Raw genomic sequence first — 17714 nt, forward strand, 5'->3', positions numbered from 1 at the left:
CCTTAACTTTGAATAGCACAATGAAAGATATCACTAAGGAATATGGAAATGGTGAGGTAACGATCGTCTGGAAACCTTTGTTATGCATACACTCTGCTGTGTGCGTTAAAGGACTTGGGGAGGTCTTTCATCCCAGAGAATTACCATGGATTACCCCTGAGAAAGCGACCTCGGAAAAAATTGTGGAGCAGGTAAAAAAATGCCCTTCTGGGGCCCTGACTTACTTTTGAATTCCTGAAATTGGTCAATTAGTGCCCTGGCACAGATTTTAAGGAATTAGTCGTTGAAATCTTTTACGCCCAATCCATGATTTTGCTATATTCGCGCCCTCATTATTGAGAAACTGAAGAGGGATGTTAGCTCAGCTGGTTTAGAGCACTACCTCGACAAGGTAGGGGTCACTGGTTCGAACCCAGTACGTCCCACAGTAAAAAGATAATGACTCCGTAGCTCAGCTGGTAGAGCAAATGACTCTTAATCATTGGGTCGAGAGTTCGAATCTCTCCGGGGTCACACATTAAAAGTCTTTCCGTCAAACTGATGGAAAGACTTTCTTTTTTTGATGCAATCAATCTCTACTCTTCAATATCGATATCATACTTTGCTAAAAGTCCATATACCTGATGCAGGGAGAATCTGGCCTTTTTGATATAATTACTTTCGGGGTCAATGGAATAATTGAACGAACTTCTGAGATCAGCTTTTTCAATAATTGTATTTTCAAACTTTGCGTCCCTCAGGTCACAATTATCGAATAAAGAAGATGTCAGATCGCATTGAGTAAAATCTACCTCCTGTAGTTGAGTCTCCTTGAAATGTGTCTTCTTCAGTTTTACCTGATAGAATGAGGTGTGGTTGAGTGTACATTTCTCAAATCCAAACGACAGCCCAAAGGAATTGCAATGCTCAAAATGAAGTCCAAGCATCTTACATCCATTGAACTTTATATCGCGAAAAGCAGTCTTCGTCAGGGTTGCCAAACTGAGATTGCATTCTATGAATTCACATTCTATGAAAATTACCTCCGAGAGATCTGAGTTTGAAAAATCACAGTTTTTAAAAATGCAGTTTTCATACTCACCTTTTATGAAGGAATCTGTTGTAAAGTTCTTTTTCTCAAATGTTTCCTCTGTGAATGATTCCTGCATAGCTGAATGAATTATTTTGCTTTCCACTCATTGTTTTTCTTATTGGCATCCATGAAGATCTCGCCATCCAGAATAACAGATTGAACTTTCTTCTTTGTAGAAACTTTTACCACCGACTGCTTTGGATTGGTCATCCAGATTCCGGGTGTTTGATGGAGGATTTCTTTAGATCCATCATCATAGGTTAGCAAAACATTTACGGGCGCCGGATAGCCACCGATATTGGAGATGGTGATTGTTATTTCTTTTGAAGAGGAAGTAACGCTTTGTATTGAGAGATCAATGTAATCATTACTAAAATACCAATTGCTCCAGAACCAGTTTAGATCTTTTCCTGAAACATTGTTAAAAGTATTAAACATATCCCAGGGTAAAGGATGCTTTCCGTTCCATCGATTCATGAATTCGTGAAGACATTTTTTGAACATGTCATCTCCAAGAAGGTCCTTCATTGCAAGATATCCAAGGGCAGCTTTTCCATATTGATTGTTTCCAAGAGCAACGCCACTAAGAATATTGCCGGGAGTGATAATAGGAATATCCTGTTCAGCGGAGGGATCATTCGTCCAGTTGGAAACTCTAAAACCTTTAAAAAGCTGATCAGCTCTTTCTTTTCCAACATCGGCCGTTCCAATAAGATACTCCAATGTAGTTGCCCATCCTTCATCCATAAAACCATAGCGGTTCTCGTTGATTCCCATATAAAATGGAAACCAGGTATGTGCTATCTCATGTTCAGCAACAAACCTTGCGAAATTCGGATCCTGCTGATGGCTATCATTCACCATCATCGGGTACTCCATATCTGCATAACCCTGAACGATTGTATTTTTTTGATATGGATATGGCACCCCAGGCCACTTGCTTGAAAACCAGTCAAGGGCGTGTTTGCCAAAAGAAACCATTTGGTGAAAGTCCTGAGCGGCATCGTCGTACGCTGACTGAACACTGGCTCTTCTCTTTGTTGACTGATCTACAATAACGCTGCCGGCATCCCATGCATAACGATTACTGATCGCTACTGTCACGTCAGGCACATTATTGGCTTTCCATTTCCAGGTGTTAAAATCTTTTTGAGTGGTGACACCTTTCGCTAAAACCTCCTTAGCAGTTGCAATGGGAATAATTTCATCACTTGTGAATGAATCATTCAGGCGTTTGGCATACGTTGCCTGTAATACTTCAGTTGTGTTTAAAAGATCGCCAGTAGCCCAAACGATATAATTTTTGGGAACTGTGACTTGAAAAGTATAATCATTGAAGTCGTTATAAAATTCCTGTGCATCTGTAAATGCCGTGCGATCCCAGCCATTGGAGTCATCATATACCGCAACCCGTGGATAAAAATAGGCGAGAAAGAAAGTAGTAGAATCAATTGCGCCCTCTCGTCCACTTTCAACAGAAACATCGTAATGCCAACCGATTGATAATTTTACTGAATCATGAGGTGCAAGTGGTTTCATAAGCCCCACACGATCCGCAGTAACAGGTCCATTTACTGTCCATTTTTTTGATTTTCCGTTTTCGGAATAACTATCGATGTGAATTCCTGAGGTGAGATATTCCGGACTTGCAGGAGACTGACGAACCGCCCCTGGCTGATGAACGTTAAGGATCAGCTTAAAGACCAAAGATTTTAAAGTATCGGGACTATTATTCGTATAGGTAATTTCTTCAGTTCCGGTGATATTTCGATTAGGAGGATTTGCTGTTACCGAGATAGCATATCGTGCACGGTTTTGCCAGTAATTTTTCCCGGGCTTACCACTTATATCGCGCGTTCCTTTCTGAAAAGTTCTGGCAATGTTACGCGGTGTGTATAATGTTTGAGCGTTGAGTGCAAAGTATCCTGCACACAATAAGACAATAGTGATGCTTTTTCGCATTTGAACTGATGGTTAGAAAAGACAAAGTTATAACACACTACTCCTGAGAGTGAGCGTTGCCTGAAATTATTTGGTGAGTTTTTTTATTATTTGAGAATGATCAGGAAATTCTTTTAGCAATTTTTCAGAATTCGCCAATTCGAAATCATCAAAATCAAAACCCGGAGCTACTGTACAACCTGCTAATGTAAAGCTGTCGGGTTTGTTTACGATGGCACCGAACCAGGACCCAGCAGGAATTACAACCTGAAGTGAGTCTCCATTTTCTGGCTCAGGTCCTAGCTTCTGCTCAGAAAGTCCGTCTTTATTCAAAACATAAATTGTAAGTGCGCTACCGGCATGAAAATGCCAGATCTCATCAGATTTAATGCGATGAAAAAGGGATTTATCTTCTGAACGTAACAGAAAATAAATTGCTGTGGAAAAACTTCTTGAATCTGCATAGCGATCCGGTAAGGCAGTAGCCCAGATGGACTCAATGGATCTGTAAGTTTCCTTAAAGAATCCGCCTTCAGGATGTGATTGTAATTTTAATTGAGTAATCCAGTATTGAGCATTTTTGTTTGAATTCAATGTGTATGTGTTTTCTGGTGAGAGGCTACTTTTGAATTACAATTTTCCTGGTAAGATAAGTATTCCCATCCTGAAGAATGACAACATATACTCCTCCGGGTGTGGCCCTGCTGGAATTACTATCCCATGTGGCGCTTTTTAATCCTGTTTGATCATCGTCATCAATGTACTGATTGATCAGCTCTCCCAGCATATTGAGAATAGAGATTTTCGTTGAGCCTTTACTTTCTTTCGAGTAAGTTATTTTAACTATTCCTGAAGAAGGATTAGGTGAAGCGACCAATGTAGCCACGGTAAAGGGTGCTTCTAATTTTGAAACGATCTCTTCGCCGGTAGAGAATCCCCGGTAAGATGTCCATGCAGAGGAAGAATTTGTATAATTCGCCCGTACTCTCCAATTGAAAGTTGTGAACTTGTCAAGTAATTCTGTGAATTGATGAGTCTCAACCTTTGAAGTGGCGATCCGATAGGGGGAAGTAAAGTCACTATTTCTGGAAAGTTGAATGGTATAGCTTAAGGCACCATCGATACGGGTCCATTTAAAAACTTCATTTATCGGAACTTCTACTTTATCCTTTTCAGGTATAAGCAAAGTTGGAAGTATTGCGGTCGGAATATCCCCTTTAATAAAAGCAGGTTCAGCATAGTAGGTGATAGGGTTACCCAACAAACTTTTGTCTTTTATCCTTAACGAATAATAGCCATCCTTAAGATCCGTAGGAATATTTGCAATTCTTTTCTTAGCAGAAGTTTCAAACTTTAGATTCACCCACTCATCTTCTCCTTCTTTTCTGATTGCGATCTCAGGTACGATTCCGATGTTGGTCATGGAGAACAGAGATGGAGCTTGATTCTCTATCCGATCTGTGATTGAGCCGCCGGATTGTAGTGTAAAAGTTGACATTGTTGGTAAAAAACTATCGATGGACCCCCCATTAAATTTATAATCAACAGTTGCTTTTGCCGGATGACCTCGTACAAAATAGTCTGTGTAAATGGTCCTTAATACATACGATTCATTTTTTACAGCAAAGCTTTTTGGTGCTGGAGTTTGATAAGAAGTATATAACAAAATGTCCTGATCATGAAAGAAGTTAGGAATACTATCTGTACGAAGGATGGCATCATTTTGTAATAATTCAAATTTGACCTGGCCGATTTCCTTATCACCCAAAGCTCTTGTAAAATACCCATTGACTTTTTTTGGTGTGTATTGAACCAAGCCATTCGCGACCGATGCGAATTCGTTGTAGCGCATGATTGAACTTCCAAACGAAAAATTAATTGAATTCCCAAGCAAGCTGGCAATCTGAGGACCAGAAATTGAACTAATACCTGAATAAAGAGCGAGCGAATCGTTGGTGAAAAATGTCATTCCTGGAGTTATCCAGAAATTTTTAGACAATCCACTCGGGATAGAAAACTCATGCATGAAACTGAAACGCTGAGACACAAAATCCAATGGAGCATCTTTTTTCTTTCTGGTGTAATAGCCTACAACATCTTCAATACTAACAGGAGTGAAATATATGCCGGACTGTGTACTACTAATTTGACGAACTTCATTGGGTAGCGTTGGAAAGCTATACTTAACTTTTGTATAATTCAGTGGATCATTTGACAAAACCATACTCTGATTGATTCCTTTGGTCCAAACAATCTCTGTATTATAAAAACTGGACTTTCCGGCTGGAATTCCCATAGCATTAAAACCAAACTCCAGGACAGGAATTGTATTAAAATAAAGTGTGCTGATCCTGAATGGATAGTATGTTGACAAAGCACCACGTCTGTTGACGCTTGACCAGGCACTTCTGAAATCGAAGTCAATCGGATCCCCCTTTTCATCCAGTGGAGCAAAATCCAGACTATGAATAGCTTCTGAAGGATCCAATGATATTTCACCAATGCTTGATGGGACTTCTATCCTGTAAATCGATTTTGGACCAAACGCAGTATGCACATCATATAGACCATCAGGAATCAGAAGTTCCATCTCCTGCTCTAATGGACGTGTCAGTAAACTGTATGACCCTAAAGTACTGGTATTGGCAACCCAAAGAATATCCGGCATTCCATTTTGAAAGCGGACTTTAAATAACTTTTGATTAATGAATGAAACACTTGAAGAGATAGACTCAGAGCCAGATGTTCCTACTATTTTTCCAACAAAAATTCCAGGATAGGGAATAGATGTCAACAATGTGGGTGTTATTTTAACAGTTAGTGTTAAAGGTTTGGACTCAAAAGCATTCAGTGTCACCGCGTTCGCACTTAATGTTGCAGCAACTCCGGCTTTGATTAATTGTGACAGATCAAGGTTTACTGTTTTTGCATCAGCATTTAGATTAACAACCTTGACAGGAAAAGTATAGGTTGTTTCTGGCTGGCTTCTGTCTAGTTTACCAATGCTGAGCGAGCCGGGTGTAATGGCAAAACCCGATTTGGCAGCCTTCAATAAATCGATTCGGCCTGCTCCCTTGTCCCAGGCAAAGCCTGCAATGTTTGAAGAGCTTTCCATTAATACAGCTTTCACTATTTCCGGAGTCCAATCGGGATGAAGGCTCTTGAGAAGTGCTGCGGCTCCCGCGACATGTGGAGAAGCCATTGATGTTCCGTTAAGAGCAGAATAACCACCTCCCAGAAAGGTTGAGTTGACACCAACTCCGGGAGCAGTAACATCAGGTTTCAAGCGAAACGAATATGGTACAGGTCCCCGTGAAGAAAATGGCGCGATATCATCCTGGTTGGATGATGCGCCTACTGTAATTGCTTTTTCAGCGATCCCTGGAGTGGCAATACTTTGGATACTACTGCCTGAATTACCGGCAGCAATACAAAAAATTATTCCAATATCAGAAGCATTGTTAACAGCTTCCTCAAGAAAATCGCGTGTGTTTGAGGCTGGAGAACCAAGGCTCATGTTAATTACGTCGAGATAGTCTGGCGTCGCAGGATTCTGATCGGGGTCAACAGCTTTTTCAATAGCGGCAATTGACAAACTGGAATATCCTGAGCCATTTTGATCTAATACTTTGTATGCATATAATTTTGCGCCGGGAGCGATACCTTTTATAGTAGTGCCATTCGCTGCAGCAATACCTGCGACATGCGTTCCATGCCCATTATCATCCAATGGATCATTATCATTATTTATGAAATCATATCCGCCTACAACTTTAAACCCCGGACCAAATCCTGAACCAAGAGCCGGATGACGATAATCAATTCCGGTGTCAATGATTCCAATGCGGATACCGGAGCCGGTTGTTGAAAACTGAGACCATACTTTATCAGCACCGATCAACACCTGTGTCACATCATCAAATGCTTTGACTTCAACATCTTCTATCACACCACTCACATATGAAAGACCTTTGACACTTTCTGCTACCGCTGAAGTCATGGAAACAGATGTTCCATTAAAAACATTTTTAAAATGATGATGTATTAAGGGAGATATGGCGCGTGCCTGGGAATTGTTTTTTTGATGAAGCGATTGAAGATCTGATTCAAAAAGCTGATGCTCTTGTTCTACGGTGTTCTGTTGTCCTGCACTCAGTGTTTTCTGACTTGTTAAAATTGGACTACTTTTAAATCGAACGATGTAATGCTTTTCGTCCGTCAAGGAATTCGTTGACGGATTAGTAAGAGAATTGCTTACAGGTGACTTGATCGTGTCCTTTCCAGCAATAGCATAAATGAAATTCGTATCCAGTTTTTTTAAATTCTGACTGAACCCTTTGACAAATGCCAGCAGGCAGATCAGTATAACGCTGTAAAAACGCATTTTTAAAGGTGAGGAATCTTCAAGATATGAAAAATATTAATTTTTCGCGTCCGTCATACTGTAGCTCTGTACACGTAAAAAGATTTAGGTAACAAACCGTGAATTTGTATTTTACGGATCATTCAAAGGCATTTGTTAAGGAATTATGATCAGAAGATTTCTTGTTTTTCTTATTGGTTGGTTTGCCTTCGGAATATCGTTTGCTCAAACGAAATCAGAAACACCTTATGTTATCATGATCTCATTCGATGGCTTTCGCCACGATTATGTAGAAAAGTATAACCCTCCTAACCTCAACACTTTCATTAAAAATGGATCTCAGGCGGAAGCACTCATACCATCCTTTCCCAGTAAAACATTTCCCAATCATTATACTCTTGTAACCGGGCTTACCCCAGGTCATCATGGTCTCGTTGATAATTCATTTTACGACAGAAAGCGCAAGCAGGTCTATGGCATGAGAGACAGAAAGGTTGTGGAAGATCCCTATTACTATGGTGGAGTACCGCTGTGGCAACTTGCACGTGAGAATGGAATCAAGTCAGCATCTTTTTTCTGGGTCGGTTCTGAATTGAACATTGAAAGCAAAAGACCTGATTACTATTTTCCTTTTGATGACACCGTTCTTCCACAAAAAAGAGTTGATCAGGTAATCTCCTGGCTCAAATTGCCTGAGAAAGAACGTCCTCATATGATCACTTTATACTTTTCCTTTCCCGATCACGAAGGACATTCATTCGGCCCTAACTCTGAAGAAGTTCGTGGAGCTGTGTTTCGTGCTGATTCGCTATTGGGAAATCTTATGAATCAACTGAAATCTGTCAACCTTCCGGTAAATGTTATCATTGTTTCAGATCATGGTATGCATGAGCTTACTGTCCAGAAGGAGACTTATATTTTTATTGAAGAGCTTATCAATAGAAAAGACTCTTCAGTTGTAGTTGTGAATGGAGGGACTCATGTTGGTCTTTATTTTAAGAACGCTCATAAAAAAGATTCGGTGTATCAATACCTGAAAACAAAGGAGAGTGGATTCAAGGTTTATAAAAAAGAAGATTTTCCTGAACGATGGCATTATAAAGTGGATCGGGTAGGTGATTTGTTGCTGGAGGTGGATGGCAATCATTACTTCCGTGAATCTGGTTGGGCGAACATGTTGAGATCAGCAAAAATCGGGAGTGCTTTCGGGGTGCATGGCTATGACCCTGATATGATGAAAGATGTTCGTGGGATATTTTATGCCAATGGTCCCAATATTAAAACCGGCGTTATAATTCCTGCATTTCAAAACATTCATGTATACCCTCTCGTTGCAAAAATTCTGAGACTTCCGCTTCCGGTGATTGATGGAAAAGAGGAGGTGCTATTGCTTATTTATAAGAAAAAATAGCATCAGGAGTTTACCATCGCGAGAAAAACACCATTCGTCCATCCGAAGCCATCCTGATTAGGATATTCGCCGCCACTTGCTTCTGCATGATCACTTGACACGTCATACTTCTCTGTCATCTTTCCCGTCTTTTGATAGACTTTGCGATTTGCATTGATCCAATTGGATTTCAATTGCTGTGCGATGTTCAGCAAATTATAATTAATAAGTCCCTTGAAGGCAATCCACTGAAGAGGTGCCCAACCATTGGGGGCATCCCATTGTTGCCCGCTGGATTTTAAAGTTGTAATCAGCCCACCGGGTTTTAGAAATTTTGTCTGTAAAATTTCGGCAATCGCTTTTGCCTGTAATGGCGTTGCTACCTTAAAGAATAATGGAAATGCAGCAGCCAGGGTGTACTGTGTTTTTTGATGTTGACTGACAAAGTCGAAATCGAAAAAGAATTTTTTCTCTTCATTCCAGCAATATTGAATTATTGCAGTTTTTCTTTTTTCATGGCGTTGTTTGTATTCGCCAGATTTCACATCGTTGCCAGATAAATTCCATGCCTCTTCCAGTGTTTCCTCAAGGTGAAGAAGCAAACAATTCAAATCAACCGGAATGATTTCCGTTGTGTGAATGGTAGCAAAAGATTTCTCGTCTCTGAACCAACGACTGCTGAAATCCCAACCTGATTCAGCAGCAGCTCTCAGGTGACGAAACAGTTCTTCAGGCTTTTGCTTTGATGAATGAGATAATTCGAGGTCCTCTTTGTATGCCTCCGGCCTGGGTGTATCATTTTCATCCCAATATCTATTGAGAATATTCCCATCATTCATTCTTACAACACGACGTTGTGAAGTTTGAGAAGGAGTTAGAAGCTCAGCTCCCTTCATCCAGAACTGATGCTCTTTTTCAAGAACGAAAAGATATTTTACCAACGTTTCTTTTCGGGTAGTAGATGATTGCTTGCTCAGCAGATTGACCATCAATGAGAAAAAAGGAGGCTGTGACCTTCCCAGAAAATAGGTTCTATTGCCATTTGGAATATATCCGACCGTATTAATAAGATAGGAAAAATTGTCTACCATATTTTGAATAAGATCCCCGCGATCGGAAAGCTCAAGACCCAGCATGGTGAAGTAGCTATCCCAATAGTAGATTTCGCGAAAGCGACCACCTGGAACTATATAAGAATGTGGCAGTGGTAATAAGGATCCGGCCTCTTCATCTGGCGTCCTGGTTAGTACTTCCCATAAAGCTTTGATATGTTCCTCTGCCGATCTTGATGTGTCACTGACATATCCTGTTGAAAATGTTTTAGGTAATGAAAAGTTTTCGTTGAAAAATCTCTGAAGATCAAATCCTGGTATGGCTTTTTCGCGACTATACTCTGATCGTATACTGTCCAGTGGTTTTTTTGGAATACAATCAGGAAATGTTTTGCCATCGCCCAGAATATTTTTTAATTGAACTTCTTCGAATAAAGGTCCGAGTTCATGTATTTGAAGATCCTTCATAGAAAATATTTTTAATGTCCCCCGGTGGAACCAAATTCAATTTTTGCTTCTGACTTTTTCTGGATTCTGTTGAAAAAGAAAAGACAAATGATGAGAACTCCGATAGGAACCAGGGAAAAGTAAAATGCAGTCTGACCACCGTACACTTCAAAAATGTTTCCGGTGATGATGGATCCGGTTGTTCCACCCAGAGCTGAGAAAATTACAATAAGGCCTGACATGGGTCCATGCTGTCGCGCGGGAAGCGTGCTAAGAATAACGGAGTTAATGGCGGGATAAATAGGAGCGATGAACAATCCGATGAGCGGGAAAACGAATGCGCCAATGGGTGCGTCAGACCAACCTGTTACGGGTTGTCCACTATTGGATTGCGCCAACGGAATAGCTACGAGCACCAAAGCACTCGCGGCCATCAAACAAACTACTAAGACATTAAACCAATGAATTTTCCTTAATAAAATACCTGCTGTGAATCTTCCTACCGCTGTGGATGCGGCAAGGATGCTGGCCATCTGAATACTGAGTGTAACCGGAAGACTTAATACTTTACTGTTGAATGTTGGCAGCCAGCTCATAATACTTTGTTCGATGAGTACGTATGTGAAAGCACTCATGATAAAAACCAGTACAAGAGGTTTCAGTGCAAGAATTACCATTTCTTTAAAATCTTCCAGAAAAGGCTTTGCTTCAGTTGCCTTCACTGAAGATTCATCAAGTGATGCGCTTAGCAAAAGTAAAAATGCGGCAACTGAAATCCCTGCAAGCAGATAGTAAACGTTTAACCATTCTGTGGATTGAGGCTGCCCATCCTGAACAAAGGCGCTGAAAATGAAATAGCCTGTAAGAATTCCGATCATGAAAAAGGATTCGATAAAGTTCATAAAGCTGGCATGCTCCTTCTTGTCTTTGGTCACAATTCCAATGGTAGCATACACAGAGACTTTGATCAGGGCAAAACAAGTTCCGGTTGCTGCAAATAAAAGCTTCGTCATCGCAAAACTTCCAAGAGAAGGCATCAAGAGACAAACAGAAGCTATGAATCCGAGAGCAATCAACATTGAATTTTTATATCCGATGCGAGTAATATAGGAAGCTATCAAAAATGAAACGACAGCAATGCTGAGATCTTTAAATGCTTCGAGTACACTGGCGGATGATTCAGAAACACCGTAGTTGCTCTGAACCTGCAGGATAACGGTTCCAACGCTGTTGAGGAGTATTGCGAAAACGAAATAGTTCAGAAAGAGAGAAACTTTGATTTTCCAGTTGGACATGAGCTTATTTATTAGTGGAGCTATTGGGTATTAAGGGCATCAGTAAATTAATTAAACTAAGGTAATGAGATTTTAGAAATGATAGTTAATAAAAAAGGGAGACGATTGGCCTCCCTTTTATTGCTATGAGAACAAAATCTATGCTACTGCAAAATGATACCCTACCCCTTTGATGGTAATGATCTCAACGGAAGGGTCTTCTTTAAGATAATCACGAAGCTTTGTGATATAAACATCAAGATTTCTGGAATTGAAGAAAGAATCATCGCCCCAGACACGTAGCAGTACATCTTTTCTATTCACCACCTTGTTTTTGTTTTCGCACAATACCTGAAGAAGCATTGCCTCACGATGCGAAAGCTTTCTTACAGAACCACCGTTCTTCAATTCATATCGATTGGGAGAGAACTCATATTTCCCTAACGGCAAAATTTCAGGAAGAACATTGACTGCATCTTTTTTTGTCCATCTCAACAGATTGTTCACTCGGACAATTAATTCTTCCATGCTAAATGGCTTCCTTAAATAATCATTACCACCCACTTCAAAACCTTTTACCAGATCTTCTGTCTGAGTTTTTGCGGTTACAAAAATGATTGGAATGGTTGGGTTGAGTTGACGTATATTTTGCGCAAGTGTATAACCATCTTTATTGGGAAGCATAACATCCAGTACACAGATGGCAGGTTGTGTTTGCTTGAAGAGATCTATTACATTCTTTCCATCCGTTGCCATGCTCACTTCAAAATCCCGACTTTCAAGACTCTCTTTTACAATCCTTCCAAGAAAAGGTTCGTCCTCCACATAAAGGATTTTTATTTTACTCATTACCCTTTGAATTTTCTTGGGAGTGTAACGGTAAAGGTACTTCCCTTTCCCAATTCACTCTCCACTGAAATTTTTCCATGATGTGCCTTCACCACCCCTTCAACATAACTCAATCCGAGACCATATCCTTTGATAGTGTGGACATTGCCGGTTGGTGTTCTGAAGAATTTCTCAAAGATCTTTTCATGAAATTCTTTAGCGATCCCCAATCCTTTGTCTGTGATGGAAAACTGAATATTCTCACCCAGATCTTTTAGCGAAATGTTCAGCTCCGGCTTTACAGGACTGTACTTTAATGCATTATCGATCAGATTGTAAATAACATTGGTGAGGTGAACCTGACTTCCTTCAATAGTAAAATCACTTCCTGATTTTTGAAATTCTATTGTAGAGTTATTCTTTTCCGCAAGCAGATTCATGGAGTTGAGAATATCACTCATGGTTTTTTCTAGGTCCACTGTTTCCAGTTCAAGCTTAACACCTTTTTCATCAAAGATGGAAGTGTGAAGAACCTTATCGGTAAGAATTGACAATCGCTGCAATTCATGCTGAGCAATCTCAAGATATTCTTTGGTCCGGACTGGATTATCAATACCATTGAAATTCTTCAAAGCTTCCAGTGCCACGCTTACGGTAGCAATAGGTGTTTTGATCTCATGTGTAATATTGCTGATAAAATCATTTTTCATGACAACCAGTCGCTGCTGTGAACGAAGACTCCTGTGCAGAATTACAAATGATGTTATGGTTATCAGCGTAAGAAAAAGAGAAAATAAAATCTGGGGGAATATTGCCTTCAAAAGGATTGACCGAAAGTCAGTCAATACTGCAGCATATCTGTGAATTGGATCAGAGGATACCCATTCTGTTGAAAGTGAATCGGAGAACGGGCTTATTCTTCCAACCTCCCTTTCCATTTCGTTTCTTTTGAAAAGATTTTTTCCGGGATGGAAACTTGATGGCGTTGGAATAAACGAACTATATCGTATATGAAAATTTATGGGTTCGCGGGTTGTCGAAATTGCTTTTTCAAAATGAGCTTTAACACTGTCGATGGACAATGAGTCATCGTTCATTCGAAATATAAAATTTTCCCCCCTTTGAAATCTTCCTTCACGTATTCGCGAGGCAAGTGGGCTGAAGAACGATTTTATTGAGTCGCCACCCTTACGTTCAGATGAAATATAGATTTTTATCTGTGAAGATGTTGAAGGCTTCAGTACCTCTTTGCCTTTTATAGAATCCGTTGCGCCTGAAAGAAGAATATTTCCTCTGATTTTTTGAGTATCAGTTTTTATTTCAATGAATTGACGACTTAAAGTTGAATCTCTCAATGCAATAATAGAAGATCGGAAAAGGCCATTGGATTCACGTCGCAAGTCAAAAAAAGCTCTTTCATATGAGCTGGTAAGCCAGAATGCCTGCAATGCGAGCAGCAAAACTATGCTACTGATCATAAGAATTAATATGGCTCTGTTTTTCTTCATTTTAAATTAATGAGACCCTTGTCAAACTATTTCTTTCGTTTTGTCATCCTGACCGGATAATTCATTTCAACCTGAAGACAAATTAACGGCTTTAGATCGACTGACGTTCAGTCTTTAACATTAATTAACCTTTATTATGATTGGATTAACCATTGTATCGCGCTGATCCCCGTAAATTTACCCCTGTAACCAATGATGACTTTAAATCAAACTTTTATGAAAAGAATGTTATTGATAGTGGGCTTCTTAGTTTCAATTGCTACCGTCCAGGTAGTTTTTGGACAAGTGGCCGAAGGTGTTATTACCTACGAAGTGAAAATTAATATGCACCGCAGAATTCCTGCTGAGCGTGCACAGATGAAACAAATGATTCCTGAGTTCAGAACAACCAAGCAACAACTGTTCTTTAAAGCAGATGAATCTATTTACAAGCCACTCATAGAAGATGAAGACGAGGCAACATCGGCTACCGTTTCTGGTGGTGGTATGAGAATGACCATGCGAAATCCAAATACAGAGATCTACCTGAGCCAGGCGACTAACATTATGTTGACCAAACAGGAGTTTATGGGCAAGGAATATCTTGTCACCGATACCGTAAAAGTTTCACCGTGGAAATTTGGAACCGGAACCAAGACAATTGCAGGGTATGAGTGCAAGCAGGCATATTATACTGACGAAACACAGCCTTCCGGAAAGCAGGAAATCACTGCATGGTATACTGATAAGATACGTCCTTTCTTAGGGCCTGAAAGATTCAACACATTGCCAGGTGCAATTCTTGCGCTTGATATCAATAATGAGGAGAGAGTCTTTATTGCGAAATCAGTTGAGGTTAAAGAGTTGAAGAAAAATGATCTCAAAGCACCTACTTCAGGAACAAAAATTTCACGTGTAGAATTCCGTGCTATCATGGAAGAGCAAATGAAAAAGATGGGTGGTAACAACACATTTATTATCCGATAGTCTCTTAGAATAATTTCTCCCCGATGAAAAAGATTTTACTGATTTTATTTTTGGCAGGACTGTCTTCTTTTGCCATGGCGCAGAAGGTAAACATTACTGGTCAGGTTCTTGATACGCTTTCAAATCCAATTCCGTCAGCGACCGTCATGTTGTTAAATGCAACTGACTCCTCACTGGTAAATTTTGGAGTAAGCGACGTGCGTGGTGTTTTTGAGTTGAAGAATGTTGCCAAGAATAATTATTTTCTTAAAATTACTTTCGTAGGACTGGCGCCATTCCTTAAACCAATCTCAACGTTGTCATCCACATCTGTCCTGGATGTAGGCCGAATAAAAATGGAGCCTTACAGCAAAGAGCTTGAAGGTATTGTGATCATGGGCGAAAAAGCTCCTGTTACAGTAAAGAGAGATACAATTGAGTTTAACGCTGGCTCGTTTAAAACAAAAGCGAATGCAACGGTCGAAGATCTTCTGAAAAAACTTCCGGGAATGGAAGTCGCTACCGATGGAACGGTTAAAGCTCAGGGTGAGGATGTGCAGCGTGTCATGGTGGATGGTCGCGAATTTTTTGGTCGTGATCCCAAACTTGCAACACGTAATCTTCCTGCAGATGCAATTGAAAAAGTTCAGGTATTTGATAAGAAATCAGATCAGTCAGCCTTTACTGGCATTGAAGATGGATCACGCGAAAAGACAATTAACCTGGAATTGAAAGAAGAAAAGAGAAACGGAGCTTTTGGTAAGATCATGGCTGGCGCTGGAACGGATGATCGTTTTCGCGCAAGCGCAAGCATCAATCGTTTCGGAAAAGGTCAGCAGCTTTCATTCCTCGGAATGGGAAACAATGTGAACGAACAGGGTTTTTCGATTGATGACTTCATGAACTTCAGTGGTGGATCGCAAGCCCTGGCAGGCGGTGGCGGTGGATTCAATCTTCAGATCGGCGGTGGTGGTGGTGGAGGCGGTGGTGGTGCTCAACTTAATACCGGTCGTCAGAATGGAATCATGACAAACTATGCAGGTGGAGTAAACTTCAATCGCGATCTTGATAAGGACACAAAATTGACATCAAGCTATTTCTATAACAGACTGGATCAGAACATCACCAAGAATACTCACCGTATTAACTATTTGCCAAATGACAGCAGTTATTTCTATGATGAGAATTCCATTCAAAGGACAGCAAGCGATAGTCATCGTGGAACACTTAATATTGATCATAGCATTGATTCGGCAAATTCAATCAAGTCGACCAATACTGTTTCATACTCACAATCAGAGATGAATTCAAATACCCTTGGGCGAACTACATTGACTGACAATTCTCTTCAGAATGAAAGTCAACGCTATAATTATAATGAGCAAACCAGCTTTAACCTGAATTCATCGCTTCTCTATCGCCATAAGTTTGCGAAGAAGGGAAGATCATTTTCTAACACACTTGCTTTTGGATTAACGCAAACCAACAGCAATGGAAATCTTCAGTCGACAAATCAGTACTTCAATACAAATCCGGGTACGCAGGAAATTGTTCAGACTAATACTCAGTCCACACAAAATCAATCAATTGGAACGACATTATCTTATATCGAACCATTGGGCGGAAGAAAATACCTGGAGGCAACCTATGCAATCCGCACAAACCTCAATCAGGTGAATCGCGAAGTGTTTGATGAAAAGAATGGTCAGGCAACGTTGAACACGCAGTTGACCAACAAATATAACAGTACGTATCTCTATAGCAGACCCGGATTGAACATCCGCGTAAATCGTCAGAAGTATAATTTTTCTGTAGGGGCAAGCTATCAGAATACTCACCTGCAAGGAGATTTGATTTCAAAAGGAGCAAAAATTGATCGTTCATTTGAAAACATTCTGCCAGTAGTTCACTTCAATTACGATTTCTCAACGGTGAAACACTTGCGCATTGATTATGAAACATCGATGCAGGAGCCAAGCATTCAACAACTTCAGCCTGTTATTGACAACACGGATCCGTTAAATATTTCTACCGGTAATCCGGAATTGCGTCCGGGTTATCAGCACCGTGTGGTTACTAACTTTACAACTTTTGATCCAGGGAAGTTCATTAATCTTTTTGCTCTCTTCACGGCAAGCTATACTACCAATCCGATCATCAGTTCTCAATCAGTTAATGCTAACCTGGTTCGTGTTACAAAACCAATTAACGTAAGCGATAACCTGAACCTTACTGGTAACTTCAATTTTGGAATGCCTGTAAAGAAATTACTTAGTCGCTTCAACATCGGACCAAATGCAAGCTATACCCGTGGTATCAATTCATTGAACGATCAATTGAGTTACACATGGCAGCAATCATTAGGTGGAAGAGCCGGATATAACTTTACGTATAAAGAATTTTTCACATTGGATCTGAGTGCTAACCTAAGCCATCAGGAAACCACATATGAATTCAATAAGGCAAATAACCAAACGTATTTTAATAAAACATACACTGCTGAAACCAACGTTACCATCAAAAAGAACTATCAGTTCAACACAAGCTTTGACTACCTCGTGTATACGAGTCAGACAACGGATTACAATCAGACAATTCCATACTGGAACATGTCGATCTCAAGATTCATGTTGAAGAATAATGTTGGAGAGTTGAAATTCAGTGTGAACAATATTCTGGATCAGAGCCTGAGTGTAGCACAATCCGCCACAACCAATTATCTGCAACAGCAAGTGACAAATAATCTGGGAAGATACTTCATGGTGAGCTTTACGTACGCCTTGAATAAACAGCTTAATCCGATGGGCGCAGGAAGACCAGGCGGCGGACAAAGAATGATATTCAGACCGTAGTTAGTAGTAATAATGTTTAGGTTAACCCGAAGCAACCAGTAA

The 17714-nt window shown here is 40.2% G+C and carries 12 protein-coding genes and 2 tRNA genes; 6 read left to right on the top strand and 8 right to left on the bottom strand.

Going from position 1 to position 17714, the window contains the following annotated elements; genetic code table 11:
• Nucleotides 1-20: 20 nt before the first annotated feature.
• The 3 genes from HOP08_11510 to HOP08_11520 all read left to right on the top strand — a co-directional run bounded on the left by HOP08_11510 (nucleotide 21) and on the right by HOP08_11520 (nucleotide 513).
• Nucleotides 21-230, top strand: coding sequence for a (4Fe-4S)-binding protein (locus tag HOP08_11510; protein ID NOT75550.1), 210 nt, complete (start codon nucleotides 21-23; stop codon nucleotides 228-230).
• Between the two features lie 120 nt (nucleotides 231-350).
• Nucleotides 351-425 (top strand) — tRNA-Val (locus HOP08_11515).
• 15 nt (nucleotides 426-440) lie between these two features.
• Nucleotides 441-513: transfer RNA gene (locus tag HOP08_11520), tRNA-Lys, on the top strand.
• Nucleotides 514-575: 62 nt separating this feature from the next.
• Here HOP08_11520 and HOP08_11525 read toward each other — a convergent pair.
• The 4 genes from HOP08_11525 to HOP08_11540 all read right to left on the bottom strand — a co-directional run bounded on the left by HOP08_11525 (nucleotide 576) and on the right by HOP08_11540 (nucleotide 7397).
• Nucleotides 576-1148, bottom strand: a complete 573-nt coding sequence (locus tag HOP08_11525; protein ID NOT75551.1) for a pentapeptide repeat-containing protein — start codon at nucleotides 1146-1148, stop codon at nucleotides 576-578.
• Between the two features lie 11 nt (nucleotides 1149-1159).
• Nucleotides 1160-3034 carry a M1 family metallopeptidase gene (locus HOP08_11530; protein ID NOT75552.1) on the bottom strand — a complete coding sequence of 625 codons (1875 nt, stop codon included), beginning with the start codon at nucleotides 3032-3034 and terminating at the stop codon, nucleotides 1160-1162.
• A 66-nt stretch (nucleotides 3035-3100) separates the two neighbouring features.
• A complete protein-coding gene (locus HOP08_11535; protein NOT75553.1) occupies nucleotides 3101-3607 on the bottom strand; it encodes a cupin domain-containing protein in 507 nt (168 codons plus the stop codon).
• Nucleotides 3608-3632: 25 nt separating this feature from the next.
• Nucleotides 3633-7397 carry a S8 family serine peptidase gene (locus tag HOP08_11540; protein ID NOT75554.1) on the bottom strand — a complete coding sequence of 1255 codons (3765 nt, stop codon included), beginning with the start codon at nucleotides 7395-7397 and terminating at the stop codon, nucleotides 3633-3635.
• A gap of 145 nt (nucleotides 7398-7542) precedes the next feature.
• Between HOP08_11540 and HOP08_11545 the strand changes: the two genes are divergently transcribed.
• Entirely contained in the window at nucleotides 7543-8787 is a 1245-nt protein-coding gene (locus tag HOP08_11545; GenBank protein ID NOT75555.1) for an alkaline phosphatase family protein, read from the top strand.
• A gap of 2 nt (nucleotides 8788-8789) precedes the next feature.
• On the opposite strand, the gene treA is transcribed toward HOP08_11545, so the two are convergent.
• The 4 genes from treA to HOP08_11565 form a co-directional block, all read right to left on the bottom strand.
• Nucleotides 8790-10286 (bottom strand): alpha,alpha-trehalase TreA, encoded by a 1497-nt coding sequence (gene treA, locus HOP08_11550; GenBank protein ID NOT75556.1) that lies wholly within the window; start codon nucleotides 10284-10286, stop codon nucleotides 8790-8792.
• Between the two features lie 11 nt (nucleotides 10287-10297).
• Nucleotides 10298-11560 (bottom strand): MFS transporter, encoded by a 1263-nt coding sequence (locus tag HOP08_11555; GenBank protein ID NOT75557.1) that lies wholly within the window; start codon nucleotides 11558-11560, stop codon nucleotides 10298-10300.
• Between the two features lie 138 nt (nucleotides 11561-11698).
• Nucleotides 11699-12388: a response regulator transcription factor gene (locus tag HOP08_11560; protein ID NOT75558.1), complete on the bottom strand. Its 690-nt coding sequence runs from the start codon at nucleotides 12386-12388 to the stop codon at nucleotides 11699-11701.
• Nucleotides 12388-13875: a HAMP domain-containing histidine kinase gene (locus HOP08_11565; GenBank protein NOT75559.1), complete on the bottom strand. Its 1488-nt coding sequence runs from the start codon at nucleotides 13873-13875 to the stop codon at nucleotides 12388-12390. Before HOP08_11565 ends, HOP08_11560 begins: the two co-directional genes overlap by 1 nt.
• Nucleotides 13876-14091: 216 nt before the next feature.
• Between HOP08_11565 and HOP08_11570 the strand changes: the two genes are divergently transcribed.
• Both HOP08_11570 and HOP08_11575 read left to right on the top strand, forming a co-directional pair.
• Nucleotides 14092-14841, top strand: a complete 750-nt coding sequence (locus HOP08_11570; protein NOT75560.1) for a GLPGLI family protein — start codon at nucleotides 14092-14094, stop codon at nucleotides 14839-14841.
• A gap of 23 nt (nucleotides 14842-14864) precedes the next feature.
• Nucleotides 14865-17672 (top strand): TonB-dependent receptor, encoded by a 2808-nt coding sequence (locus HOP08_11575; GenBank protein NOT75561.1) that lies wholly within the window; start codon nucleotides 14865-14867, stop codon nucleotides 17670-17672.
• The last annotated feature ends 42 nt before the right edge of the window (nucleotides 17673-17714 follow it).

This window comes from Cyclobacteriaceae bacterium, assembly GCA_013141055.1.
In the GTDB taxonomy this organism is placed as follows: Bacteria; Bacteroidota; Bacteroidia; order Cytophagales; family Cyclobacteriaceae; genus ELB16-189.

Coding starts and splice junctions, on each gene's coding strand:
- treA (NOT75556.1), bottom strand. CDS start 10,286: ATGAAGGATCTTCAAATACATGAACTCGGACCTTTATTCGAAGAAGTT.
- HOP08_11570 (NOT75560.1), top strand. CDS start 14,092: ATGAAAAGAATGTTATTGATAGTGGGCTTCTTAGTTTCAATTGCTACC.
- HOP08_11560 (NOT75558.1), bottom strand. CDS start 12,388: ATGAGTAAAATAAAAATCCTTTATGTGGAGGACGAACCTTTTCTTGGA.
- HOP08_11540 (NOT75554.1), bottom strand. CDS start 7,397: ATGCGTTTTTACAGCGTTATACTGATCTGCCTGCTGGCATTTGTCAAA.
- HOP08_11555 (NOT75557.1), bottom strand. CDS start 11,560: ATGTCCAACTGGAAAATCAAAGTTTCTCTCTTTCTGAACTATTTCGTT.
- HOP08_11510 (NOT75550.1), top strand. CDS start 21: ATGAAAGATATCACTAAGGAATATGGAAATGGTGAGGTAACGATCGTC.
- HOP08_11525 (NOT75551.1), bottom strand. CDS start 1,148: ATGCAGGAATCATTCACAGAGGAAACATTTGAGAAAAAGAACTTTACA.
- HOP08_11565 (NOT75559.1), bottom strand. CDS start 13,875: ATGAAGAAAAACAGAGCCATATTAATTCTTATGATCAGTAGCATAGTT.
- HOP08_11530 (NOT75552.1), bottom strand. CDS start 3,034: ATGCGAAAAAGCATCACTATTGTCTTATTGTGTGCAGGATACTTTGCA.
- HOP08_11545 (NOT75555.1), top strand. CDS start 7,543: ATGATCAGAAGATTTCTTGTTTTTCTTATTGGTTGGTTTGCCTTCGGA.
- HOP08_11575 (NOT75561.1), top strand. CDS start 14,865: ATGAAAAAGATTTTACTGATTTTATTTTTGGCAGGACTGTCTTCTTTT.